Source organism: Saccharothrix algeriensis (assembly GCF_016907655.1).
GTDB classification, from domain to species: domain Bacteria; phylum Actinomycetota; class Actinomycetes; order Mycobacteriales; family Pseudonocardiaceae; genus Actinosynnema; species Actinosynnema algeriense.
Window position 1 is genome coordinate 6,160,434 of sequence record NZ_JAFBCL010000001.1, and the last position, 23,759, is coordinate 6,184,192.

The 23,759-nt window shown below is 76.4% G+C and carries 20 protein-coding genes and 1 pseudogene; 11 read left to right on the forward strand and 10 right to left on the reverse strand.

The window, feature by feature from the left end:
• The gene (locus JOE68_RS27890; RefSeq protein ID WP_204845355.1) at window positions 1-1,680 is read left to right on the forward strand and encodes an ATP-binding cassette domain-containing protein; all 1,680 of its coding nucleotides are present in this window, start codon (window positions 1-3) and stop codon (window positions 1,678-1,680) included.
• A gap of 175 nt (window positions 1,681-1,855) precedes the next feature.
• Window positions 1,856-3,004, forward strand: coding sequence for a histidine decarboxylase (locus JOE68_RS27895; RefSeq protein WP_204845356.1), 1,149 nt, complete (start codon window positions 1,856-1,858; stop codon window positions 3,002-3,004).
• A gap of 53 nt (window positions 3,005-3,057) precedes the next feature.
• On the opposite strand, the gene JOE68_RS27900 is transcribed toward JOE68_RS27895, so the two are convergent.
• From JOE68_RS27900 to JOE68_RS31480, 3 genes are all read right to left on the reverse strand, one after another.
• Window positions 3,058-3,705 (reverse strand): hypothetical protein, encoded by a 648-nt coding sequence (locus JOE68_RS27900; RefSeq protein ID WP_204845357.1) that lies wholly within the window; start codon window positions 3,703-3,705, stop codon window positions 3,058-3,060.
• Window positions 3,706-3,820: 115 nt separating this feature from the next.
• Window positions 3,821-5,149, reverse strand: a complete 1,329-nt coding sequence (locus JOE68_RS27905; protein WP_204845358.1) for an NsdA family TPR-like regulatory protein — start codon at window positions 5,147-5,149, stop codon at window positions 3,821-3,823.
• 220 nt (window positions 5,150-5,369) lie between these two features.
• Window positions 5,370-5,834, reverse strand: coding sequence for a hypothetical protein (locus tag JOE68_RS31480; protein WP_239565095.1), 465 nt, complete (start codon window positions 5,832-5,834; stop codon window positions 5,370-5,372).
• Between the two features lie 188 nt (window positions 5,835-6,022).
• Here JOE68_RS31480 and JOE68_RS31485 point away from each other — a divergent pair, with 188 nt between their 5' ends.
• Window positions 6,023-6,223: a hypothetical protein gene (locus JOE68_RS31485; RefSeq protein ID WP_239562375.1), complete on the forward strand. Its 201-nt coding sequence runs from the start codon at window positions 6,023-6,025 to the stop codon at window positions 6,221-6,223.
• A 332-nt stretch (window positions 6,224-6,555) separates the two neighbouring features.
• Window positions 6,556-8,685: a transglycosylase domain-containing protein gene (locus JOE68_RS27915; RefSeq protein WP_307819938.1), complete on the forward strand. Its 2,130-nt coding sequence runs from the start codon at window positions 6,556-6,558 to the stop codon at window positions 8,683-8,685.
• Window positions 8,686-8,698: 13 nt separating this feature from the next.
• Here the strand turns inward: JOE68_RS27915 and JOE68_RS27920 are convergent, their stop codons facing one another.
• Window positions 8,699-11,485, reverse strand: coding sequence for an AfsR/SARP family transcriptional regulator (locus JOE68_RS27920; protein ID WP_307819939.1), 2,787 nt, complete (start codon window positions 11,483-11,485; stop codon window positions 8,699-8,701).
• Window positions 11,486-11,645: 160 nt separating this feature from the next.
• On the opposite strand from JOE68_RS27920, the gene JOE68_RS27925 reads away from it, so the two are divergent.
• The 4 genes and pseudogenes from JOE68_RS27925 to JOE68_RS27940 form a co-directional block, all read left to right on the forward strand.
• On the forward strand, window positions 11,646-12,566 hold the full coding sequence (locus tag JOE68_RS27925) for a hypothetical protein (RefSeq protein WP_204845362.1): 921 nt from the start codon (window positions 11,646-11,648) through the stop codon (window positions 12,564-12,566).
• 263 nt (window positions 12,567-12,829) lie between these two features.
• A complete protein-coding gene (locus JOE68_RS27930) occupies window positions 12,830-14,128 on the forward strand; it encodes a glycoside hydrolase family 18 protein (RefSeq protein ID WP_307819940.1) in 1,299 nt (432 codons plus the stop codon).
• A gap of 190 nt (window positions 14,129-14,318) precedes the next feature.
• Window positions 14,319-15,251 (forward strand): sphingomyelin phosphodiesterase, encoded by a 933-nt coding sequence (gene sph, locus JOE68_RS27935; protein ID WP_239562376.1) that lies wholly within the window; start codon window positions 14,319-14,321, stop codon window positions 15,249-15,251.
• A 95-nt stretch (window positions 15,252-15,346) separates the two neighbouring features.
• Window positions 15,347-15,778, forward strand: a pseudogene (locus JOE68_RS27940) (hypothetical protein); the annotation flags it as partial.
• Window positions 15,779-16,024: 246 nt separating this feature from the next.
• On the opposite strand, the gene JOE68_RS27945 reads toward JOE68_RS27940, so the two are convergent.
• Together JOE68_RS27945 and JOE68_RS27950 are read right to left on the reverse strand one after the other, a co-directional pair.
• A complete protein-coding gene (locus JOE68_RS27945; protein WP_204845366.1) occupies window positions 16,025-16,171 on the reverse strand; it encodes a hypothetical protein in 147 nt (48 codons plus the stop codon).
• Window positions 16,168-16,527 carry a hypothetical protein gene (locus JOE68_RS27950; RefSeq protein ID WP_204845367.1) on the reverse strand — a complete coding sequence of 120 codons (360 nt, stop codon included), beginning with the start codon at window positions 16,525-16,527 and terminating at the stop codon, window positions 16,168-16,170. Before JOE68_RS27950 ends, JOE68_RS27945 begins: the two co-directional genes overlap by 4 nt.
• A 240-nt stretch (window positions 16,528-16,767) precedes the next feature.
• Here JOE68_RS27950 and JOE68_RS27955 point away from each other — a divergent pair, with 240 nt between their 5' ends.
• A complete protein-coding gene (locus JOE68_RS27955) occupies window positions 16,768-17,634 on the forward strand; it encodes a GNAT family N-acetyltransferase (protein ID WP_204845368.1) in 867 nt (288 codons plus the stop codon).
• A gap of 222 nt (window positions 17,635-17,856) precedes the next feature.
• Here JOE68_RS27955 and JOE68_RS27960 read toward each other — a convergent pair whose 3' ends face one another.
• Window positions 17,857-18,231: a hypothetical protein gene (locus JOE68_RS27960; protein WP_204845369.1), complete on the reverse strand. Its 375-nt coding sequence runs from the start codon at window positions 18,229-18,231 to the stop codon at window positions 17,857-17,859.
• Between the two features lie 616 nt (window positions 18,232-18,847).
• On the opposite strand from JOE68_RS27960, the gene JOE68_RS27965 reads away from it, so the two are divergent.
• Window positions 18,848-20,113, forward strand: a complete 1,266-nt coding sequence (locus tag JOE68_RS27965) for a YcaO-like family protein (RefSeq protein WP_204845370.1) — start codon at window positions 18,848-18,850, stop codon at window positions 20,111-20,113.
• 66 nt (window positions 20,114-20,179) lie between these two features.
• Here JOE68_RS27965 and sigJ read toward each other — a convergent pair whose 3' ends face one another.
• On the reverse strand, window positions 20,180-21,067 hold the full coding sequence (gene sigJ / locus JOE68_RS27970; protein WP_204845371.1) for an RNA polymerase sigma factor SigJ: 888 nt from the start codon (window positions 21,065-21,067) through the stop codon (window positions 20,180-20,182).
• Window positions 21,068-21,227: 160 nt separating this feature from the next.
• Between sigJ and JOE68_RS27975 the strand changes: the two genes are divergently transcribed.
• A complete protein-coding gene (locus JOE68_RS27975; protein WP_204845372.1) occupies window positions 21,228-21,722 on the forward strand; it encodes a carboxymuconolactone decarboxylase family protein in 495 nt (164 codons plus the stop codon).
• Window positions 21,723-21,890: 168 nt separating this feature from the next.
• On the opposite strand, the gene JOE68_RS27980 is transcribed toward JOE68_RS27975, so the two are convergent.
• Both JOE68_RS27980 and JOE68_RS27985 read right to left on the reverse strand, forming a co-directional pair.
• The gene (locus JOE68_RS27980; RefSeq protein ID WP_239562377.1) at window positions 21,891-22,655 is read right to left on the reverse strand and encodes an alpha/beta fold hydrolase; all 765 of its coding nucleotides are present in this window, start codon (window positions 22,653-22,655) and stop codon (window positions 21,891-21,893) included.
• Between the two features lie 344 nt (window positions 22,656-22,999).
• Entirely contained in the window at window positions 23,000-23,428 is a 429-nt protein-coding gene (locus JOE68_RS27985) for a hypothetical protein (protein WP_204845373.1), read from the reverse strand.
• Window positions 23,429-23,759 lie beyond the last annotated feature (331 nt).

Genomic DNA, 23,759 nt, shown 5'->3' on the forward strand with positions numbered 1-23,759 from the left:
GTGGCGATCCCGCAGCTGCTGCGCCCGGTGGTCGTGGAGCACCGGGCGGCGCTGGCCGGCGTCGTGGGCTGGTCGCTCGTGGCGGCCCTGCCCGCGCTGGCGTCCGGCCGGCTGATCGCGGTCGCGCTCGACGGCGGGTTCCTCGCCGGGCGCGCGCCCCTCGGGTTCGCGCTGCTCGCGGTCTACGCCGCCGCGCTGGTGTCCGGCGCGTTCGCGGTGCGCCAGGCGATGCGCCCCATGGGGGTGTTCACCGAGGCCGTGCGCGACCACCTGGTGCGGACCGTGGTGCGCGGCGGGCTGGGCGAGGCCGTCGCGGCCGGCCGGGGCGCGCCGGGGGTCGGGGCGCGGCTGGTCGGCCAGGTCGAGACGGCCCGGCAGATCGTGTCGAACCTGGTCATGTCGGTCACCTCGGCCGGGCTGATGGTGCTCGCCGCCGCGATCGGGCTGGTCGCGCTGGCCCCGGTCGCGCTCGTGGCCCTGGTGCCGCTCGCCCTGGCCACCGGGGTGGCGCTGGTCGCGCTGACCCGGGCCTGGCGACGCCGCTACCGGGCCGCGCTCGCCCGCGAGGAGGCCCTGGCCGACGAGGTCGACGCCGTGCTGCGCGGGGTGCGCGACGTCGCCGCGTGCGGCGCCGCCGGCCGGGCCGCGGCCGACCTGGACCGCCTGCTGGGCGCGCACGCGGCGGCCGTGGGGCGGGCGGCCGACCTCGGCGGCGCGCGGATCGCGGTGATCGGCGCCGCCGCCCGCCTGCCGCTGCTGTTCCTGCTGCTGCTCGCCCCCGGCCTGCTCGACGGCGGCGCGCTCACGCCGGGCGAGCTGGTGGGCGCGGTCGTCTACGTCGTCTCCGGCCTCGAACCCGCCTGGCGGGCAGCCGCGGAGATCCTGGGCAACCAGGGCGTCGAGCTGGGCGCGCTGCTCGCGCGGCTGGGCCGGCGCCCCGCGGTCCCCGAGCCCCCCGCGTCGGGGGTCCGCCCGCCCGAGCGCGGCGCCCTGGCGCTGCGCTCGGCGACCTTCCGCTACGGCGAGCACTCCGACCCGGTCCTCGACCGGGCCGACCTGGTGATCGCCGACGGGGAGTGGGTCGTCGTGCTCGGGCCCAGCGGCATCGGCAAGTCGACGCTCGCGTCCGTCCTCACCGGGCTGGAGCGGCCGGAGTCCGGCTCGGTGGAGTTCGCCGGGCTCGACCTGTCCCGCTACCGGGCGGCCGAGCTGCGCCGCCGCCTGGCGCTGATCCCCCAGGAGGCGTACGTGTTCTCCGGCACCGTCCGCGCGAACCTGGCGCTGCTGGCCCCCGACGCCGACGACGCCGCGATCGGCGCCGCGGTCCGCGCGGTCGGGCTGGAGGAGCTGGTGGCCCGCCACGGCGGGCTCGACGGGCAGGTCGTCCCCCGGGCGCTGTCGGCGGGCGAGCGCCAGCTGGTCGCGCTCGGCCGGGTCCACCTCTCCCCGGCCCGCGTCGTGGTCCTGGACGAGGCGACCTGCCACCTGGACCCCGCCGCCGAGGCCCGCGCCGAGCACGCCTTCCACCGCCGCGGCGGCACCCTGGTGGTCATCGCGCACCGGGCCACCTCGGCGGCCCGCGCCCACCGCGTCCTGGTGCTCGACGAGACCGGCCTGCACGACCGCGCCGCGGCCCCGGCTCCCGGCGGCGCCCCCGCGCCCCGACGCGCCGGGCGTTGAACCTGTTGAACCGCCGTTCACCCGGCCCCGGCCACCGTGCGACACTCGGCCCCGCGCGGCCCGCCGCCCCTCGCGCGCGGCGTTCGCGTCGCCGCGGCGGCACCCCCGCGGCCGTGCCCCGACCCGCGCGGGTGGCGCTCGCGCCCCCGCCGCTGCCAACGGAGGTGACAGGGTCGTGGAAGCCCTTGACCCGCAACGGCTCCGCATCGGGGAGGACGGCGCGCCGCCGGATCCCGGCCCGCTGTCCGAGCTGGCGCGGCGGATGCGCGGCGAGCGGGACCGGATGCTCGGCTTCCCGTTCAACCTCGACTTCGACTACCGGCCGCTGGCGGAGTTCCTGGCGGTGCACGGCAACAACGTCGGCAACCCGCGCAGCGGCAGCGACTACCGGATCGACACCAGGCCGTTCGAGGTGGCGGTGCTCGACTTCTTCACCCGGCTGGCGGGCGGCGACCCGGCCCGCGTGTCCGGGTACGTGACCACCGGCGGCACCGAGAGCAACATGTACGCGGTGTGGGTGGCGCGCGAGCGGTACCCCGACGCGGTCCTGTACGCCTCCGCCGAGGCGCACTACTCGCTGCCCAAGATCGGCAGGCTGCTCCGCGTGCCCTACGTCGAGGTGCCCACCGCCGCCGACGGCACGATGGACACGACGGCCCTGCTGCGGGAACTGGCCCGCCACCCCGGCCGGGCCGCCGTGGTGGCGGCCACGATCGGCACGACCGGGCGGGGCGCGGTGGACGACCTGCCCGGGATCCGCCGCGCGCTGGCGTCGGCGGGGGTCGAGCGGAGCCGGGTGCACTGCGACGCCGCGTTCGGCGGCCTGCTGGCCGAGTTCGGCGACGAGGCGATCCCCTGGAACCTCGCCGCGGGCGCGGACAGCGTCGCCCTGAGCGGGCACAAGGTGATCGGGGCACCGATACCGTGCGGCGTGGTGCTCGCCCGGGAGGACGACGTCGAGGCCGTCCGGGCGGAGGGGGTCGCGGTCGGCGCGGACGACGACACCATCACCGGGTCGCGGGACGCGGTGTCGCCGGTCCTGCTCTGGTACGAGCTGCGCAGGCTCGGCAGGCGGGGGGTGGCCGAGCGGGTCCGCCACTGCCACCGCGTCGCCGCGCACGCCCAGCGCGGGCTGGCCGCGGTCGGCCGGCGCCCCAGCCGTGCCAGGGGCGGGACGGTCGTGCTGTTCGACGCGCCGCCGGAGGAGTTCTGCCGCCGCTGGCACCTGCCGCGCGACGAGGAGCACGCGGCGCTGGTGGTCATGCCGCACGTCGCGGAGCGGCACGTCGACCGGCTGTGCGAGGAGCTGCGGCGGGCCGGGTGAGCGGCGGCGGGGGAGGGGCGCGCGCCGACGCGCCCCCGACCCCCGCCGCCCGGTCAGCCGGCCGCCGCGAAGTGCCACAGGTCGGCGAGCACGGCCTCCATGTGCGGCGCGCTGCGGGGGATCCGCTCCGGGTCCTCGCCGGTGCCCAGCGCGTAGTCGATGACCTCCACCGCGCCGTCCACGACCTCCGGGGGCGCCTCGGCGTACTGCCGGAGGTAGGCGACGAGCTCGGCGGGCGCGTCGGTCCCGTCGAGCACGTCCACCAGGGCGCCGCACGCCGCGGTCCACAGCACGAAGTCGACCCGGGCCGCCATCGCGACCTGACCCGCCCCGGCCTGCAACCCCAGCCAGGACACCAGTTCCGCCGTCCGCCGGGGCGCGAGGGACAGCGGCGCGCGGCGCATCCCGTCCACGTCCAGGCCGAGCGCGGGCGCGACCTCCTTGACCAGGAAGGTCCTGGCCTGGCGCACCGTGTCGGCCACGAACAGGAAGAAGCCGTCGGGCACCTCGTGCCGGAAGCGGACCGACAGCAGCGGGTAGGCGCTGAACTCCACCTCCTGGGTCTGGAACTCCAGCAGCAGCAAGCGCCCCACCTGGCGCTCGTCCAGCCGACCGCCGCGCGCCGCGGCGAGGAACTCGTTGTCCTCCACGTGCTTGCGGACCGGCATCTCGTACTGGTTCACGACCGTTGCGGCGTCCATGCGCGGTCCTCCCGGTGACCCGACGGCTTCCCCTCCGCCAGTCAACGCCGCCGCGGCCGGGCGCGACAGGCTCGGCGACGCGCGCGTTGTTGAACCGGTTGAACGCGCCGGGGCGTCAGGCCGGCCGGCTCGCGCGGTGGACGGCGGCGTTACCGCGGTGCTCGCGCAGCTGCCGGTGGATCGCCCGGAACGCCCGGTCGACGCGGGCGGAGCGGATGTGGGGGTAGTCGTCGAGGAACTTCCGCCAGGTGGCGCACGCCTGCTCGAAGCGCCCGTGCCGCAGCTGGAGGTCGGTGAGCTGGTGGGTGGTCAGCATCCGGGACCGGCGCTCGCCCTCCGGCCGCAGCCGCAGCGACCTCCGCAGCGCCAGCTCGGCCCGGGGGTCGTCCCGCAGGAGCGCCAGGGCCTGACCGGCGTGGTGGGCCAGGTCCGCCCGCTCGGTCCGCCCCGGCGGCTGCCGCGTGCCGTCGACCTCGTCCAGGCACCTCTCGGCCTTCGCCAGGCGGGCCAGCGCGTCCCTGCGGCGGGCCAGCGCCGCGTGGGCGACGGCGGCCTGCCCGAGCAGCGCGGCACGGGCGCGCGGCGGCGCCTGCCCGCCCGCGCGCTCCGCCGCGGTGTCGGCCAGCAGGGCGGCTTCCCGGTGGTGGCCCAGGAAGAACGCCTGCGCGCTCATGCCGCACAGGACCGCCGCCCGCTCCGCGGCGTCCTCGGCCTCCGCGGTCAGCCGCAGCGCCGCCCGGAAGTAGCGCTGGGCGAGGTTGTGGTGCAGGTCGTCGAAGCACATGAGGCCGATCAGGTGCGCCAGCGCGGCCGTCGCGCCCAGCAGCCCGCGGCGCTCCCGCCCCCGGTGCAGCTCCAGCCGCGCCCTGACGTCGGTCGCGAGGTAGGCCGCCAGCGCCAGCCGGGCGTGCCCGCCGCCGAACGCCTGGTGCGTGGCGGTGAAGGCGCGGTTCAGCGCCGCCATCGCCGCCACGGTGGCGTCCGCGGCCCCCGGAGCCGGGGGCGCGCCGGGGCGGCGCCGGTCCGGGTCGCCCGGCCAGTCGGGCGCCACCACCCAGTCGACCCGGAACGGCTGCTCGCGCAGCACCGCGCGGCGCGCCGGGTCCAGGTCCGCCGCGACGAGTTCGAGCAGCGCGGTCGCCCCCGACCCCCCGTCGCAGCCCGAGGGCAGGTCGTTCGCCGTGCAGTCGGCCAGGCCGGTGTCGGCGACGGAGACGAAGCGCCCGGTGCGCCGGGACAGCGCCTGGGCCACGAAGGCCGGGACCGGTGGCCGCGGGCGGCTGCCCGACAGCCAGTGCGACACCGTGGTCCGGTCGTAGTGCAGGACGACACCGGCTTCGAGCGCCACGCGGTTGACCGCCAGGGCGAAGTTGTGGTGCGTCCAGCGCGCTTCTCCCACCAGGGCGCGGAGCAATTCGTTCTTCTGGCGATTGCGCGATGTCACGATTCTCCCGACAGCCGCGGAACACCGCTCCCGAGCGGACCCGCCGGCCGTTCTCCGACGAAGTGCCGTCCGTTGTCACCGACCGGCCGCCGGATTCACCGAGAGCCTTGTCCCGTCCAGTCAAGCACGTCGCCGAAGCCTCTGCCATCGAACCTTCGGGTGAGCGGCGAAACCCCTGTCCCGTGCGCCGAACAGGTCGGCAAACTCCTCTTCGGAGTAATTACCGGGTTTGTTTCGCGGCGAATGGATGAACACCCGGGCCGGCGGCGCCGGGGGCGCGCCCCGCCGCCGTCCGGGCGCGCTGGCGGACGCGGCCCGCCATCGACCGCGCCACCGCGGCCAGGTCCTCCCCGGCCCCGGGCTCCGGCTCGAAGGCCGCCAGGAGGGACAGGGCGTCGTCCAGCGCCGCCTCCGCCGAGTCTCCGCCGGCCCGGGTGAACAGCAGCGACAACGCGGGACGGATGGCCTTGCCGGCGCGGGCGCGGGCGGCGGCGCCGCGCTCGTCGCGCCGGCCGGAGTGGTGGCCGACCACCTCGGCCGGCGGCGGGCGGAGCCGGCCGACCGCACCGCGCAGCCGCGCGTCGACCACCGCCCGGTGGTGGGCCACCGCCCGGTGGTGGCCCACCACCCGCGCCACGTCGTCGGCGGCCCGTGCCCGATCGTGCGGCGGAACCACGTCGTCCACGGAGTTCTCCCCACCTTCCGCAGTGGTCGACCGCCGGTGCGACAGCACCGCCGAGGTCGACCCGGTAAATGTCCGCCCGCCGGTGCGGGCAAGACCCCGCGCGCGTGCCCGTCGTGAATCCGTCGAACGGCTCCGGCGAGTTCCGGCAAGCGCGTCCGGCACGCGACGCGCTCGACGCGGGAGCGGAGGTGGGACGACGACGGAAGAGCTTGTTCGACAACCTGTCCGACCGCGCCGACGACGCGGGTCGGGACGTGCGGAAAGCGGCCCGCCGCGCCTTCGAGGGCAAGAAGCGGAAAAAGGGCGGCGCCCGCAAGTGGGCCCGCCGGAACAACGCGGAGCCGGAACTGCCGACCGAGCAGGTGGCCCTGCTGGTCCAGGCGCGTTGAAGGTGTCGCGCGGCGACCCCGCCGGTGCTCCGGCCCGGGGTCGCGGAACCCGGGCCGGAGCACCGGCGGATCCGTTCACCCTTCCGGGGGTTGTGCACCCGCTGTGGCCGCGGTCCGACCGGCGCGTTCCCACGACGGGGGCAGCCGCGACGCGGAGGGTGCCGGCGCGGGTGCGGCCCGTGCCGGCACCCTCGGTCCGGGGACACCCGGACGGCGTGCCGGGGGAGGCCCGCCCTTGGTCGGCTCGGCGGTGGTGGAGGGGTTGTGTGCGCGCGACACCGCACAGGCGGGATCGTCCGGTGGGTGTGACGCCCGTGTCGAGGAGGGGGGCGGTGGCACGGCTGCTGGTGCTGTGCCTGGTGGCGGGCCTGCTGCTGGCCGGGGTGCTGTTCCCCGTCGCCGGCGGGGCGGGGCTGGCGCTGGCCTGGGCCGGCGAGCGGCTGGCGGGAGCGGTCGAGGCGCCGCCCGAGGTGGACCTGCCGGCGGTGACGACCCTGCTGGACTCCGCCGGCGAGCCGTTCGCCCACCTCTACGACCAGCACCGGGTGCCCGTCGGGTCGGACCGGATCGCGCAGGTGGTGAAGGACGCCGTCGTGGCGGTGGAGGACCACCGGTTCTACGAGCACGAGGGGGTCGACTGGGTGGCCACCGGGCGGTCGGCGGTGCGCAACTACACCGCCGGCCAGGTGGTGCAGGGCGCGTCGACGCTGACCCAGCAGTACGTCAAGAACCTGATGGTGCACGTGGTGGCGCGCGACGACCCGCTGCGCCGGGAACGCCTCCAGGTGCGGACCCCGGCGCGCAAGCTCGGCGAGATCCGCATGGCGGTCGCCCTGGAGAGCACCCTGACCAAGGACGAGATCCTCACCCGCTACCTCAACACCGTGCCGTTCGGGATCGGCGCCTACGGCGTCGAGGCGGCGGCGCGGACCTACTTCGGCGCCACGGCCGACCACCTCACCGCCGCGCAGGCCGCCCTGCTGGCGGCCCTGGTCAACAGCCCGGCGACGCTGGACCCCGAGCGCCACCCCGACGCCGCGCTGCGCCGCCGCAACGTCGTCCTCGACCTGATGGCGCGGCACGGCAAGCTGGGGCCGGCGGCCGCGCAGGAGGCCAAGCTGGAGCCGCTGGGCGTCCGGTCGCCGCTGCGGCCCCTGCCCAACGGCTGCGTGGGCGCCGACCCCGGCCTCGGCTTCTTCTGCGCCCGCGTGCTCGACCAGCTGGCCGGGCTGGGGCTGCCGCCGCAGCGGCTGGAGACCGGCGGCTACACCATCCGCACCACCCTGGACCGGGCGGTCGCCGCGGCGGCCCAGCGGGCGGTCGAGGAGCAAGTGCCCGCGGCGACGCCGGGGATCGCCAACACGATGGCCGTGGTCGAGCCGGGCCGGGAGCGGCACGAGGTGCTCGCCCTGGCGGCCAACCGCGAGCACGGCCCCGACGCGCAGCGGTCCCAGACCATGCTGGACCTGCCCGGCGGCGTGGCCAACGGGTTCGGCGCCGGCTCGGTGTACAAGGTCTTCACCGCCGCGGCGGCGCTGGAGCGGGGCTACCGCCCGGACTCGGTCATCCGGTCGCCCCCCACCCACACCTCCCGGGTGTTCAAGGGCGGCGGCCGGGACTGCCCGCCCACGGGCGAGCCGGGCACGCGGTGGTACTGCCTGCGCGACGGCGGCGCCGGCCACCCGCCGCGCATGACGCTGCGCCAGGCCCTGGCGACCTCGCCGAACACCGCCTTCGTCATCCTGGAGGAGGAGGTCGGCCTGGCCGCGGTGGTCGACGTGGCGCGGCGGCTGGGGCTGCGCCGGACCCTGGCGACCAACGTCGCCGGCGTGCCGCCGGACCCCGGCTCGCCGCGCCCCGAGCTGCGGGTCGACCAGGCGGAGTTCTTCACCGGGCGGCAGAACGCGTCGTTCACCCTCGGCCCCGCCCCGACCAGCACGCTGGAGCTGGCCAACGTCGCGGCCACCGTCGTCAGCGGCGGGGTCTGGTGCGAGCCCACCGCGGTCGCCGGGGTGGTCGACCGGTGGGGCGCGGCCGTGGCCCTGCCGCCGGCGCCGTGCGAGCAGGCCGTGCCCGAGCCGCTGGCCGCCGCCCTGGCCGCGGCGCTGAGCGACGACGACCGCGGCACCGCGGCGGCGGCGGCCCGGCGGCACCGGTGGACCCGACCGGTGATCGGCAAGACCGGCACCACCGAGGAGCACCTGTCCGCGGCCTTCCTCGGCGCGACGGTGGACTACGCGGGCGCGGTGCAGACGTTCAACGACACCCCCGAACCCCGGCCGATCTGCGTCGGGGCCGGTCCGCCGCGCCTGTGCGCCACCGGCAACCTGTACGGCGGGACCGCGCCCGCCGCCACGTGGTTCGACGCCATGGCGGAGATCCACGCCGACCTGCCGCCGTCCCCGCTGCCGCCGGTGGCCGACGACCCCCCGCCACCGACGCCGACCACCGCGCCGAGGTGACCGGGCCGCGGGGTCAGGGACCGGGTTCGTCGGCGGTGGCCTCGTCGGAGCCGTCGGACCCGTCGAGCCGGCGCAGGACGCGGTCGGCGCCGGCGTCGCGGCCCTGCTCCCGGTACAGCTCCAGGGCTTCCCGCCACGCCGCGCGGGCCTCGGCGCGCCGGCCCAGGGCGGCGAGCGCGTGGCCGAGGTGGTCGAGGGTGTCGGCGGCGTGAGTGGTGTCGCCCAGGTCCCGGAGCACGGCGAGGGCCTGCCGGTAGTGGTGGGCGGCCTGCTCGTGGCGGCCGGTGTGGTGGTCGATGTAGCCCAGGGTGTCCAGGGTGGCGGCCACGCCGTAGGGGTAGTCGTGGCGGCGGTGCAGGACGAGGGCCTGCCGGCAGTGCTCGCGGGCGGTGTCGTGCTCGCCCAGGCGGGCGGCCGACCAGCCGGCCCCGCTGAGCGCGCGGGCTTCGGCCACCGGGTCGTCGAGGCCGCGCCAGAGGTCCAGGGCGCGGAGGTCGTGTCCCAGGGCCCGCCGGTCGTCCCCGCGCTGCCCCCACGCCCACGCGAGGGCGTGGTGGGTGTGGGCCTGCTGGGCGTGGTCGTGGTGGTGCTCGGCCACGGCGAGGGCCCGGTGCAGGTGCTCGACGGCCTGCTCGTGCTGCCCCGACTCGGCGTGGGCGTTGCCGAGGAACCGGTGGGCCAGCACGAGGGCGGCGGGGTCGGGCAGGTGCTCGGCGGCGTCGGCGGCGGCCCGCCACGCGGCCAGGTCGTCGTGGCGGTGCCCGCGGCGTTGGTGGAAGGTGGTCAGCGCCCAGGCCAGGTGCCACGTGGCCCGGTGGCGCCGGTGGGCGGCGGCGGTGTGCTGGGCGGCCAGCAGGTGCGGGTGGTGGGTGTCGAACCAGGCCAGCGCGGTCGCGGCGTCGGGCAGCGGCTCGGGGCGGGCGCCGGGGGAGGGCGGGTCGAGCGGGTGCGGCGGGCGGTGGGGTTCCAGGAGGCGTTCGGCGGCGTGGGCGGTGTGCAGGTAGCAGTCCACCACCCGCTCCAGCGCCGCCGACCTGACGGGTTCGGGCAGGTCGTGGGCGAGGCTCGTGGCGTAGGCGCGGATCAGGTCGTGCGTGGCGTAGCGGCCACCGGGGTGGTGGTCGAGCAGGGAGGCGTCGGCCAGGGCGCGCAGGGTGGCGCGGGCGTCCCGGTCGGGCAGGTCGGTCAGGCTCGCGGCGGCGGGCAGGTCGATGTCGGGTCCGGGGGTGATGCCCAGCAGGGCGAACGCGGTGCGCTGCCGGTCGGTGAGCCGGCGCAGGGACCAGGACAGCACCGCGGGCAGGCTGGCCGCGGGGTCGTCGGAGTCCAGGGCGTCCAGGCCGTGGTCGCGCAGCTCGGCGACGATGTCGGCCAGGGGGAGGTGGGGTTCGGTGGCGGCGCGTGCGGCGATCACCCCGAGCGCGAGCGGGAAGCCGCCACACAGCCTGACCAGGTCGGTCACCGCGGGGTGGTCGGCTCCCGCGCGCGCCCGGCCCAGCCGGGCGGTCAGCAGGGCGCGGGACTCGCCCTCGGCCAGGACGTCCAGCGCCAGGTGGCGGGCCCCGCGGGCGGTGACCAGGCCGGGTAGCCGGGTGCGGCCGGTGACCACGACGGCGCAGGTCCGGCCGCCGGGCAGCAGCGGGGTGACCTGGTCGGCGTGGGCGGCGTTGTCGACCACGAGCAGCACCCGCTTGTCGGAGACCAGGCTGCGGTACAGGGCGGCTTGGGCGTGCGGGTCGGCCGGCAGGCGGTCGGGGCTGACGCCCAGGGCGTCGAGGAAGCCGCGCACGGCCGCGGCCGGGTCCATCGGGTCGCCGTCGGGGCTGAAGCCGTGCAGGTCGACGAACAGCTGGCCGTCGGGGAAGCGGTCGGCGTGCCGGTGCGCCCAGTGCAGCGCCAGCCAGGTCTTGCCGATCCCGCCGGCGCCGGCGACCACGGAGACCACCGGGCCCCCGGTGTCGTCCAGCGCCTCGTCCAGCGCGTCCAGCTCGGCGGCGCGGCCGGTGAAGTGCCGCGGCGGGGCGGGCAGCTGCCGGGGCGCCACCACCGGGCGGGCGGTCCCGCCGGGCGCGGCGGTCAACGCCGGGTCGGCGGCCAGGATCCGCCGGTGCAGCTCCCGCAGCGGCGGGCCGGGGTCGGCGCCCAGCTCGTCGACCAGCCGCTGCCGGGTCAGCCGGTAGTGCTCCAGTGCCTGCGCCGACCGCCCGGCCCGGTGCAGGGCCAGCAGGTACTGCCCCGCCACCCGCTCGTCCAGCGGGTGCCGCGCGGCCCGCGCGGACAGCTCCGCCAGCAGCTCGCCGCCCTGGCCCGCGCGCAGCCTGGCGTCGACCAGCTCGTGCCGGGCGGCCAGCTCCTCCTGGCGCAGCCGGTCGCGCTCGGCCTGCGCCCACGGGCCGGTCAACCCGGACAGCGGCTCCCCGCGCCACAGGTCCAGCGCCTCGGTCAGCAGCCGCACCGCCTCGGCGTCCTCGGCGCCGCGCGCCCGGCGGGCCAGGGCGCGGAACCGGCACAGGTCGACCGCGGACTCCTCGGCCGCGAGCAGGTAGCCGCCCGACCGGCGCACCAGCTCCACGCCGCCCGCGCCGGCCAGCGCCTGCCGCAGCCGGGACAGGTAGGACGACAGCGTCCCCCGCGCCCGCACCGGTGCGTCCCCACCCCAGACCCGCTCGACCAGGCGCTCCACCGACACCACGTGGTTGACGTCCACCACCAGCGCGGCCCACACGCACCGCTGCCGGGCCGGGCCCAGGTCCACCCGCCGACCGGCCACGAGCACGGCCACGTCGTCCAGCAATCGCACTTCGGCCACCACGCACCCCCGCGGACGTGGGTAGCGGTTCCGTTCGGCGGGGTCGCGGGAATCGCCGGAGGTTCACACGTTCGGGTCAACACTGGGCCGACCGCGCCGGCACGTCGGCCGAACGGGTAACCCGACTGCCGCCGGATCCGACAACACGACCGTGAATGGGAACAACCTGTCCCCCGGGCGCTTCACGGGCAACGCCGTGCAGGTCGGCCGTGACGTGACCGGCGACGTGGTCTTCCACCGGCCGCGGCACGCCTCGACCGCGTGGTTCGCGTTCGCCGCCGTGGCGCTGCTGGGGCTGGCGCTGGTCGCGGTGTGGCGGGTCGACGCCCTGCGCGTCACCGCGGTGGCGGGCGCGCCGCGCCCGGCGTCGGCCGCCGGGACCGGCCTCACCGCGACACCGCCGGGGAGGGTCCCCCCGGACCCGCAGCGGGCGCTGGCGCCGCTGGACATCACCACCCGGGAGGCGGTCCCGCAGACGTGCCGCCACGGGCGCGTCGTCCCGGAGACGCGGTCTACGACGATCCCGGTGCGCCAACCGGAGCTGTGGCCGCCGGACTCGGTGCTGGGCGACGGCGGCCACGTCGAGGTCACCGTCCAGGGCCGCCACGGCACCGCGGTCGTGCTCCACTCCGTGCGGGTCGAGGTGGTGTCGCGCCGCCCGCCGATGCGGGGCGCCTACCTGCCCGGCATCTGCGGCAGCAGCCGATCACCGCGCCACTTCGACGTGGACCTCGCGCAGCGGGCCCCGAAGGCGGTGCCCAGGCCCGGTCGCGACGGTCCCACCGTCCACCCCGCGGTGCCCTTCCCCTTCGTGGTCAGCTCGACCGACCCCGAGGTGCTGGTGTTCACCGGCCTCTCGCCGGACGAGGACGTCGAGTGGCGGCTGCACCTGCGGTGGTCCTCGGCGGGGGAGACGAGGGAGACGCGGGTGGACGACGACGGCAGGCCGTTCCGGACCACCTCCACCAGGGCGGCGGAGCCGTGGTGCTGGACGTACGAGGGCCTCGGCGGGAACAGCGGCTGGGCGGCTCCGGGGGTGCTCACCGGGGAGGACGTCCACTGTCCGGGGTGACGCGGCCGGCGCCCGACCGGTGGTGGTCCGCACGCGGGGGACCCGGGCCGGGCGACTGAGCGCCGCGTGACGACACCTTCGCGCGCAGTGGCGGTCCGGTGGGCCACGCGTTCCGCGCGCCCATCGGACCTGCCCGGATCCGGGGCCGTTGCTGCGTCCGCCGCTCCCGATTGCGCCGTCCGGCCGTAGCTGTGGTCTAGACCTCCATCTAGCGTGGTCTGGACCTTACCGTCGTCGCTGCCAGTGCAAGGAGAACCATGTCGATGAAGAGATGGGGAGCCGCCCTCGTGGCCGGCGCCTTGTCCATCGGGTTGACGGTCGCCGCGTCCCCGGCCCAGGCCCACGACCGCCACGGCGGCAGCTCCGCCCGCACCGTCGGGTACTACACGCAGTGGAGCTTCAAGGACCGCGGCATCCCGCTCCGCTACATAGTCGACAACGGCACCGCGGCCAAGCTCACCCACCTCAACTACGCCTTCGGCCTGCTCGACGAGAAGGGTGGTTGCGTCAGCTCCGACCCGGTGGCCGACTACCAGCGGCAGTTCACCGCGGAGCAGTCCGTCAGCGGCAAGGCCGACGTGCCCGGCCAGGCGCTGGCGGGCAACCTGAACCAGATCAAGCAGCTCAAGAAGAAGTTCCCCAAGCTGCGCGTCTACATCTCGCTCGGCGGCTGGACGGGCTCGAAGTACTTCTCCAACGCCGCGCTCACCCCGCAGTCGCGCGCGGCGCACGTGAAGTCCTGCATCGACCTGTGGCTCAAGGGCAACCTGCCGGGCGCGCCCGCCGGCGCGGCCAAGGGCGTGTTCGACGGCATCGACCTGGACTGGGAGTGGCCGGCCACCCCGGGCGAGGTCGGCAACGTCGTGCGCCCCGAGGACAAGCAGAACTTCACCAAGCTGCTGCGCGAGTACCGCGTGCAGCTGTTCAAGCAGAGCATCAGGGACCGCAAGCTCTACGACCTGACCGCGTTCCTGCCCGCCAACCGCGAGGCGATGGACCGCGGGTACGAGCTCGCCGAGGTCTACAAGCTGCTGACCTTCGCCACCGTGCAGGGCTACGACTACCACGGCACCTGGGAGAGGACCACCAACCAGCAGTCGGCGATCCGCGTGCCCGAGGGCGACCCGACCACGCCCAAGGACAGCGGTGAGATCGTCGTCGACGCGCACATCCAGCGCGGCGCGCCGCCGCACAAGATCACGCTCGGCGTGCCGTACTACGGTCGCGGCTGGACCGGTGTGACCAACCAGAACAACGGGCTGTTCCAGCAGTCCACCGGCGCCGCCCCGGGCACCTACGAGGCGGGCTTCGAGGACTACCGCACGCTCAAGACCCTGCTGGAGAGCGGGAAGTTCAAGCTCTACCGGGACGAGAAGGCCGGCCACGCCTGGCTGTTCGACGGCAACACGTTCTGGAACTACGACGACCCGACCGAGCTCAAGCGCAAGGGCAAGTTCATCCGCGACCGCAAGCTCGGCGGCGCGATGATCTGGTCGCTGGACGGCGACACGCCGCAGGGCGAGCTGATCAAGGGGCTGCACGCCGGTCTGAACCGGCGCTGAGCACCACCGCGTTCGCGGGGGGCGGGCCGAGGCGGCCCGCCCCCCGCGGGCGTCCCGGGCCCGCCGTGCGGCGGGAACGGGCGTCGACGGCGCGGGGGCGCGCCGGTGAACAGTCGGGACCGGGCGGCTGACCGGTGGGCGGCGGACCTTGTGCGGGCGGGGGGCTGCTTGCAGCATCGCCCTCGTGAAAATGCGAAAATTGATCGCGTTGGCCGCCCTGCCGGCCCTGGTGCTGGTCGGGACGCCCTCCCCGGCGGTCGCCGCGCCGACCGCGCCGAAGATCGCTTCGTACAACGCGTTCCTGCTGTCCCGGGCGCTGTACCCGAACTGGGGCCAGCTCGACCGCGCCGACCTGGTGCACCGGACGGGCGTGCTCGCCGGTCAGGACGTCGTCGTGCTCCAGGAGCTGTTCGACAACACCGCGGGCGACCGGCTGCTGGCGAACCTGGCCGGCGACTACCCGCACCGCACGCCCACGGTCGGCCGGACCCGGTCCGGCTGGGACGCCACCGCGGGCTCCTACCGCGACGCGGCCGCGGAGGACGGCGGCGTCGCGATCGCCAGCCGGTGGCCGATCACCAGGCGGGTCCAGCACGTCTACCGCGACGGCTGCGGCGCCGACCGGCTGGCCAACAAGGGCTTCGCCTACGTCCGCCTCGCCGCGCCCACCGGCCCGGTGCACGTCATCGGCACCCACGCGCAGGCCGAGGACCCCGCCTGCGCCACCGCTCCCGGCTCCGTCCGCGCCGGGCAGCGCGCCGAGATCGCGGCTTTCGTCGCGGCCGAGCGCATCCCGGCCGGTGAGCCGCTCTACGTCGCCGGCGACCTCAACGTGATCCGGGACAGCGCCGAGTACCCGGTGATGCTGGCCGACCTCGGGGCCGCCGCGCCGGTGTTCACCGGCCACCGGCACTCCTGGGACTGCGCCGACAACAGCGTCTGCCGGGACCAGTACGGGCCCGAGCACGCCCCCGAGCACCTGGACTACGTCCTGACCCTCCGAGGTCCGAGGCTGGCGAACGAGACCCGCCGGGTGAAGAGTCCGGTGTGGACGGTCACCTCCTGGTTCACCACCCACTCCTACACCGACTACTCCGACCACTACCCGGTGTTCGCCTCCTGATCCCGGGCCGGCCCGGACGCGCCCGGCGGCGGTCGGCGCGCCCGGGCCGCAGGCGTCCCGGGCCCCGCGCGGCGGACGCCGTGGCGGGTCGGCTCATGCGGAGCACGGGCCCGCGCCGGCGTTCCGGTGGGGTACCGGGTGGGGCACGCGCGAAGTCGCGGCGAACCGCTGTCGGTGCGGTTGCGGGCCGCGACGCGGTACGAGCACGAGCGGGCCGAGGCGTCGCCGTTCCCGGCGGGCCTGCCGGACCGGGGCGCGTGGGCGGCCTTGCCCGGCCGGAGCCACCACTTCCGCACCGCGCTGGAACAGGCGGGCGAGGTGTGGCGGCACGACGGGGTGGTGGGGCCGTTCGTCCGCCCCGCCCCGCCGCGCTCGAAGCCGACCTGGCCTGGCTCGCCGGCAGCGGACCGGTTCACCGCGCCCGACCCGCTGCCCGCGACCCGGCGGTACGTCGACCGCTGTGCCCCGGCTCGCCGACGGCGTTCGTCGCGCACCACTGCACCCGCTACCTCGGCGACCTGTTCGGCGGGCGGGTCATCCGGCGCGGGCTCGCCGCGCACCTCGGGCTGACCGGCGACGGCGCGCGGTCCTCGCGTTCGACGGCATCCCCGGGCCCGAGCCGTTCCGAGGCGGCTGCCGGACACCGCGCCGTGGGACGCGCGCGGCAGGCGGCCGTGGTCGCCGAGGCGAACGGGTGTTCCGGCTCAACCGCGCGGTGTTCGCCGACCTCGCGGAGGCCGCGGGCGTGCCGGGCACGCCGCCCGCCCGCGTGGTCAGCCGGGGAAACCGGTCACGTGCGGGGACTCGTGGCGGACGATCGCGACGAAACCGGGCGCCGCGGTGGACGACTCCACCACCACCCGCCGCTGCGCCACCGGCGCGGCGACCGCGGCCACCACGACCGCGACCGCGGCGGTCACGGCCCACCAGCGCCCGGCCGCCGCGCGCGGCCCGTCCCCCCGGCCGTCGAGCCGTCGCCGCAGGAAGGCCGCGACCAGCACCGCGACCGCCCCACCGCCAGCACCGCCGGACCCGGGCCGGTGATCCCCGAGCGGGTCTCCACCACGAACCAGTACAGGACGTAGCCGGTCATCAGCACGGCCAGCGTGCGCTGCCCCCCGATCCAGCGCACCAGCACGAAGAAGGCCACCACCGCCACCACCGCGGCGACGGTGAAGATCGTCCAGCCCGCCTCCTCCCGTCCCGCGCCGTCCCCCGGCACCAGGGCCACCGCCGCGCACAGCCACCCGGCCGCGACGAGCACCACCACGATCATCGGAACCTCCCCGCCCACCTCGACGCGCCTCCGTCCGCCCCGGTTTCGGCCCTCACCCGACCGGAGCAACACCCGGCGCCGCCGGGGGCGGTCCGCCGACCGGTTATGTCCTTTGTGGACTGCGCAGTCGGTGCGGTGCGAGCGGTCTCCGCGCTACTCGACGGGAGCCGGGAGGCCCGGTGACGCGCCGAGCGGAAACCGGGGTGCGGGTGACCGGCGAGGTGGTGTGTGATCAGGGTCGTGGCCGTTGCGCTGGGTGAGCCGGGGATCGACGGGGTGGACGAGGCAGCGGGCGCGCTGCGGGAGTGGCAGCACGAGGGGGCGCCGATGCAGCTGCACCCCGGAGACCTGGGCTGGTTCCTGCGGTTCGGCCCGCAGGCGACGGCCGCGGCGGTGCGGACCTGGAGCCGGGACGGGCGGGTGCTCGCCGTCGGGCTGCTGGACGGCCCCGCGCTGCTGCGGTTGGCGACCGCGCCGGACGCCCTGCGGGACGAGGAGGTGGCGCGGCGGCTGGTCGAGGACCTGACCGAGCCGGGGCGCGGCGTGCTGGGGGAGGGGAAGGCGTGCGTCGAGGCGCCGACGGGCTCGCTGGTCGGGGACCTGCTGCCCGAGTGCGGCTGGCGGGCCGACGAGCCGTGGACGCCGCTGCGCCGCGACCTCGCGGAGCCGGTGGAGGACCCGGGCGTGCGGATCGAGGTGGTCGGGCCGGAGCGGGCGCACGTGCGGGCCGCGGTGCAGCGGGCGTCGTTCGACGGGTCGACGTTCACCGACGAGCGCTGGCGCGCGATGGCGGCCGGGTCGCCGTACGCCGACGCCCGGTGCCTGGTCGCGCACGACGAGCGGGGCGAGGCGGTGGCGGCGGTGACGGTGTGGTCGGCCGGTCCGGGCAAGCCCGGGTTGCTGGAGCCGATGGGCGTGCACCGCGAGCACCGCGGGCACGGCTACGGCAGGGCGATCACCCTCGCCGCCGCGGCCGCGCTGCGGGAGCTGGGCTCGTCGAGCGCGGTCGTCTGCACCCCGGGCTCGAACGTCGGCGCCGTCGCCACCTACCGGTCGGCCGGCTTCCGGCAGCGCCCCGAGGTCCGGGACCGGTGCCGGGACGCCTGAGCGCCGGCGGGCCGCGCGGTACCGGCTTGCTCGGACAACACCGCGGTGGTCACCCGCGACGACGAACCCGTCGTCGCGGGTGACCACCGGAATCGACTTCCCCGACAACCGGCTGCGCCGTGCCGGGAATGCGGCCCGGGGTCGGAAATCGACCAGTGGTGGAAACGTCCTACCCTTTGCCGCCGGAATGCGTCGACGTAATTCGGGTCGACGCTCGGAGTGCTAGACCACGCGCAGGTAGAGCTTGACGACCTTGCCGCTGTGGCTCTTGTCGAAGCTCACCCGCTTGCCGTTGCCCCCCGCGCGAACGGTGCCGAAACTCGCACCGTCCCCCCACGCGCCGTACACCTCGGCGGCCTTGCCGTCCGCCTTGGTGTCCTTCACCCAGCCCTGCGCCCGGACCCGACCGCCACCGCAGGTGATGGTCCAGCCGGCCGCGCCGCCCCTGACCGAGGGGTCGTAGGTGTCCCCGCAGGTGCCCTGGATGACGATCACCCCCGGGTCGGGTGCCGCCGCCGCGGCGGTCCCCGCCATCGCGCTCGCGACCGCCAGCCCCGTCAACCCCGCGACGAGCCCTGCCCTTGCCGTCTTCCGCATTGTTGTTCCCCCTCTTCGGTCACGGCCCCCGCTGGTTTCCGGAGACCGCTCGGACCCAGGATGGGCCCGCTGTGCGCCGCTGCGGGGAGAAATCGTCGAAGTGCCGCCGGAAAGCCGTGTCGGAGCCGCCACGAGGACCACCGCCCAAGTGCGGAACAGAGCATTTCCGCCGCGCAGGCTGGAATATCCGCGCAGACCGGAACGCCGGCCACCGGCCCGGGTCGCGCGGTGCCGTCCGACGCCGCATTCCGGAGGAATTCACCCTGCGCGGCGGCATGGGCATCACGCGCTCGTGGGGTGGTTGTCCCTCGAACAGGTCGGAGTCGTCGGTGGCGGGCGCCCGGCGGGTAGCTCCGGGGGAGGGAGCTGTCCATGCCGCGCTCCCGAGCCACCACGGAACGGAGATTCACCATGGGTTTCACCGACGTGTTCAGCGACGACGACGATGACGACCGCCTGACGCTGACCGCCGACGAGCAGGAGCTGCTGGCCGGGATCGAGGACGGGCAACCGCAGGCCGCCCCGCGGTAGTCCGGGAGCGGGTGGGGGGTCTCACGCGGCCCTCCACCCGCGCCACCGGGCACCGGGCCAGCGCACCGCCGTCGGAGGGACCGCCATGTCGCACGTCGTGATCGACACCGAGGCCGAGCGCGCGGGCGCGCGGTCCGGCGAGCGGGCCGTGGACCTCGCCCGCGCCTGGTCGCACGGCAACCGGGCGCTCGCCGAACTCGGGCTGACCGCCCACCTGACCCCCGTGCCGCCCGGCGACCCGGGCGCGTGGCGGTGCGTCCTGCGCCGCGACGGCGAACCCGTCGTCGGGGGCGACGGCTCCGGCAAGGGCGCCTCCCCCGCGGCGCGGGTCGGCGCGCTGTTCGAGGCGTTGGAGCACCACCTCAGCAGGGACCTGCCGGCCGACGGGGTGCGGGTGCTCGGCGCGCACGAGGCCGCCGACGGCCTGGCCGGCGACGCCGCGTTCGCGGTGCTCGCCGCGGGACCGGACCGCCCGCTGGCGTGCCTGCCCTACCGCGACCTGCTCGACGGCTCCGAGCGCGCTCTGCCGGTGTTCCTGTCCGCGCCCGACCACCTCAGGCGCGACCGCGCCGCGCAGCGGGCCGCGCTCGGCGACACCTACGACTACTCCGCGGCCCGCCGCTACTCCCTCAACAGCGGTTGGGCCGCCGGCACCACCCCGGTCGAGGCGGCGGTGCACGCGATCAACGAGATCATCGAGCGCGACGCGATGTCGCTGCTGCTCGTCGAGCGCTTCCTGGTCCGCCGGCCCGCGCCGCTGCGCGTGACCCGCCCCGACACCCTGCCCGACGACCTGGCCGCGCTGCACCGCCGGGCCGAGGACCTGCTCGGGCAGCCGGTGCACCTGGTCGACATGACCACCGACCTCGGCGTGCCCGCCTACTGGGCCCACACCGCCGCGCCGGCCGGCCGGCCCGCGCGGGTGCGCGGGTGCGGGGCGTCGCTGTCGGCCCGCTACGCCGCCGAGCGCGCGCTGACCGAGCTGGTCCAGATCCACAGCATCGCCACCCACGAGGCCGACCCCCGCGCCGGGCGCGTCCCGCGCACCACCGCCCACCCGGCGCTGCACCGCTGCTACCTGGCCGACCTGACCGCGCCGGGGAGGGTCCGGCCCGTCGCCTTCGCCGACACCGACGCCCCCGCCACACCGCAGGACCACCTCGACGCCCTGCTGCGCCTGCTCGACCGGGCCGGCTACCGCGCCTGGGCCTGGCAGCGGCACGTCACCGACCACCTGGCCGTGCTCAACACCTGCGTCCCCGGGATGGAGCGCTTCATGCTCGTCACCGACGGGGCGCTGGTCCTGCCCGGTCGGCGCGGCCTGGACCACCGGGCGGCGGCGTCGTCCTGACGGGCGGGACCGGGCCGGCCCCGGCGGCGCGGTCGCCGGGGGAGCGCGCCGCCGACCCGGCCCGGGTCAGCGCCGCAGCCGGGTGAGGTCGAGGTGGGGCAGGCGGTCGGGGTCGGACAGGACGTCGATCCCGGCGATCCGCTCCTCGACGACGGTGAAGCGCATGATCGAGAACAGCTCGCCGTCGACGGTGTTGACCAGCCCGGCCACGCCGTCGACCAGCGCGGGGCGGGTGGCGCAGCGGGTGGCCATGCGCCGGAAGGTGGCCAACTGCCCGGCCACGGCCGCGGCGCCGCGCAGGACCCGCACCCCGCCGGGGAGCGCCCTGCCGCCGTCGACGCGCAGCGCGACGTCGGGGTCGAGCAGCGCCAGCAGGGCGTCGAGGTCGCCGCCGCGGGCGGCGGCCAGGAAGGCGTCGACGACGCGGCGGTGGGCGGCGGGTGCGGGCCGGGTGGCGGGCGGCGCGCCCCGGACGCGCAGGCGGGCCCGGCTGGCGAGCTTCCTGGCCGCGGCCGGCGTGCGGTCCAGGACGGGGGCGACCTGCTCGAAGGGCATCCCGAACAGGTCGTGCAGGACGAACGCCAGCCGTTCGGCGGGGGTGAGCGATTCCAGCACCACCAGCAGCGCCAGGCCCACCGAGTCCGCGACCAGCGCCTGCCGCTCGGGGTCGGCGACCTCGTCGGTGACGACCGGGTCGGGCAGCCGGTCGTCGAGCGGGTCCTCCCGGCGCTGCCGGCGCGCGCGCAGCACGTCCAGGCAGACCCGGCTGACGACCGTGGTCAGCCAGCCGCCGAGGTTGTCGATGTCCCCGGCCTCGGAGCGGGCCAGCCGCAGCCAGGTCTCCTGGACGGCGTCGTCGGCCTCCGCCCGCGTGCCGAGCAGCCGGTGGGCCACCGCTCCCAGGTGCTCGCGGTGCTGCTCGAAGCGCCGGGCCAGGAAATCGCTGTCGTTCACGGTCACCTCTCGGGTCGGCGGTCGAATGGTTGACGAACGGGACGCCCGGGATGTGACCGGTAGCCCGGCCCGGCGGGTCCGCGGCGGCCGGCGGTCACATCCGCGGCCCGCCACGCGTCAACGCGGTGTCCACAGCGGAAACCGGAGAGGACCACACCCCATGACCGCCACGCAGCACAACTCCCGATCGCGCCTGCCCGACCCGACCGCGCTCGTCCCCGAGCTGGGGCAGGTCGCCGGTGCCCTGTTCAAGGCCACCGGCAACGGCTCGATCCCGCGGACCACCGTCGGCCTGGTGCAGCTGCGCGCCGGGCAGGTCGTCGGCAACACCTACCTGACCACCCTGCACTCCGGCAACCTGCGCAAGGCGGGCGAAACCGAGGAGCGCATCACCGCGGTCGCGTCCTGGCGGGACGCGCCCCACTTCAGCGAGCCCGAACGGGTCGCGCTGGCGCTGGTGGAAGCCGTGCTGACCCCCAACCCGCACGGCGAACGGGTCCCCGACGAGCTGTACGCCCGGGCATCGGCCCACTACGAGGACAAGGCGCTCGTCACGCTCATCACGGCGATCGGCCAGGTCTGCTTCTTCCTCCCCCTGGCCCTGATCGGCAAGCCACTCCCGGGTGTGCCGCCCACGCGGCAGTGGCGCGACTGACGCCCGACGTGCCGGCTCGGCGGGCGGCCCGGGACCGCCGGCCGGGGCCGGTTGCGGTGCGGGGGAGGGGACCGGGCGCCGCGCGGGTCGGGCGGGCGCGGTCGGTGCCCCGCCCGCCGTCGCGCGGGGAACCGCTGCGGCGCCGTGGGGTTGCCGATTCCCCTTGTGTCACACGGGGGACGGGGCCAGGTCGTCGGCCGCGGCCCAGGCGGCGAGCTTCGGTCGCAGGATGCGGTAGAAGTCCGGGTGCAGGCCCATCGCGGTGTGGCTGCTGCGGATCTCGACGCACTCGGCGCTGGGGTCCTGGCACAGCTCCCACGGCGCGACGCGGTCGAGGCGGGAGGCGAAGGCCAGGGCGGGCACGGAGGGCGGCAGCTCCGCGGCGAGGGAGGCCGTGTTGGTGTGGTAGCAGGGGCCGGTGAAGCAGTCCTCGTCGAGCAGGCCGGGCACGCCGAGGGCGGACAGCCGCGTCAGCGCCCTCGCGGCCCGGACCACCCGGGGGCTGACGCCGAGCGGGTCCAGCACCGGGGAGCCGAGCGTCACCAGGCCCCGGACCAGGTCCGGCCGGCGCGCGGCGGCCAGCCGGCCGAGCCAGCCGCCGCGGCTCTGCCCCAGGACGACCACCCGTCGCCCGGTGCGCTCGACGTGCTCTTCGAGCCGCCGTTCGATGCGGTCGACCAGCTCGCTCGTGCAGCCCACGTTGAGCCCGATCCGAGCCGGCGCGGGCCGGTACCCCCGCGCCCGCAGCCACGCCGAGGCCAGGACGAGGCTGCGGTCGCCGAACCCGAAACCGGGGACGAGCAGCACCCCGAGGCCGCCGCCCTCGTCCGGGGTCCGGTGCCGCCAGCCGGAATCGCGCAGCAGGCGGGGGACCATGCTCAGCATCACGAGCAGCGTCTGCTCGGTCTCGGCGGCCCGTTTCAGCGCTCGCATGGCTCCTCCTGTCCACCGGCAGCCGGTGACCCGATCCCCTTCGGCGTACCCCTCCCGGCCGGCGGCAAACGGGCCGGCCGGCGGCGCCCCGTCGGCGCGGCGCGGCCCCGACGGCCGGCACGAGGTCGGCCGTCGGGTTCGCGATTTCGTCCACAGAGGACTGACCTGGGCTGCTCCCGTTGCCCGGCAAGGAGACTGTGGTGTCGTGATGGGGACGACCACGTCGACGGGACAGACCGGGAGCCGGGCGCGCGGTGGTGGTGCGGGCGGGTTCGGCCCGTCGAACCGCTGCGCGCCCGGCCGTGACCGGACACCGCCCGGTCACGGCCCCGTGGCTGCGGCGGTCACCACCAGGTGGTGGAGTTGTCCGCGGTGCAGTACCCGTTCGGGTCGGCCACGTAGCACGCCCGGAAGGCGCGGTTCGGGCTCGAACTCGTCGGGTAAGCCTGCGTGTAGTTGCGGCTGCCCGCCGTGTAGGTCGAGAAGTCGTCCGCCACCCGGTCGCCGTCGAGGTCGACCTCGAAGCGGATGAACTCCGGCCCGGTGTGGTCGAGGATCCGCCCCCAGCCGTGCTGCACGCCGCCGCAGTTGCCGTGGCGCACCTGCACGACCCGGCCGCCGACCGACCGCTGCACCGCCGTGAGCGGGTTGGAGCAGGTGGCCGGGTCGCTCACCCACGGGGCGGCGGCCGAGGCCGAGGCGGTCCCGGCGGCCAGTGCGGTGGTCGCGGCGGCGATCGTCAGGACGGCCGCCGCCTTCGTCGTCTTCTTCACGGTTCTCCCCCTTGTCCCCGGTTCAGCGGACGCGCTCGGCACTCCGGCCCGGGTGTTCGCGGGCCGCGGTGGGACTCCGCCCGGTCGACCCGGGTGGGGTCTCGGCCGAGGGTGCGGGGGAGCCACCGGGTGGTGCCCCCTGCGACCTCGGTGTGCCGGCACGGCTCGGTGTCGTCACTCCCCGCCGACACGAGCGCCTCGCCGTCCGTACTCATAGTCCCACCCCAGGTGGGGGTAGGCATTAAGCCCTTCGGGTGAATAGGCAAGGATCAACTTGCGCAGCGTCACCCCCTGCGGTGCGCGGCGCCGCCGCCCCGGCGCGGGGCGGTTC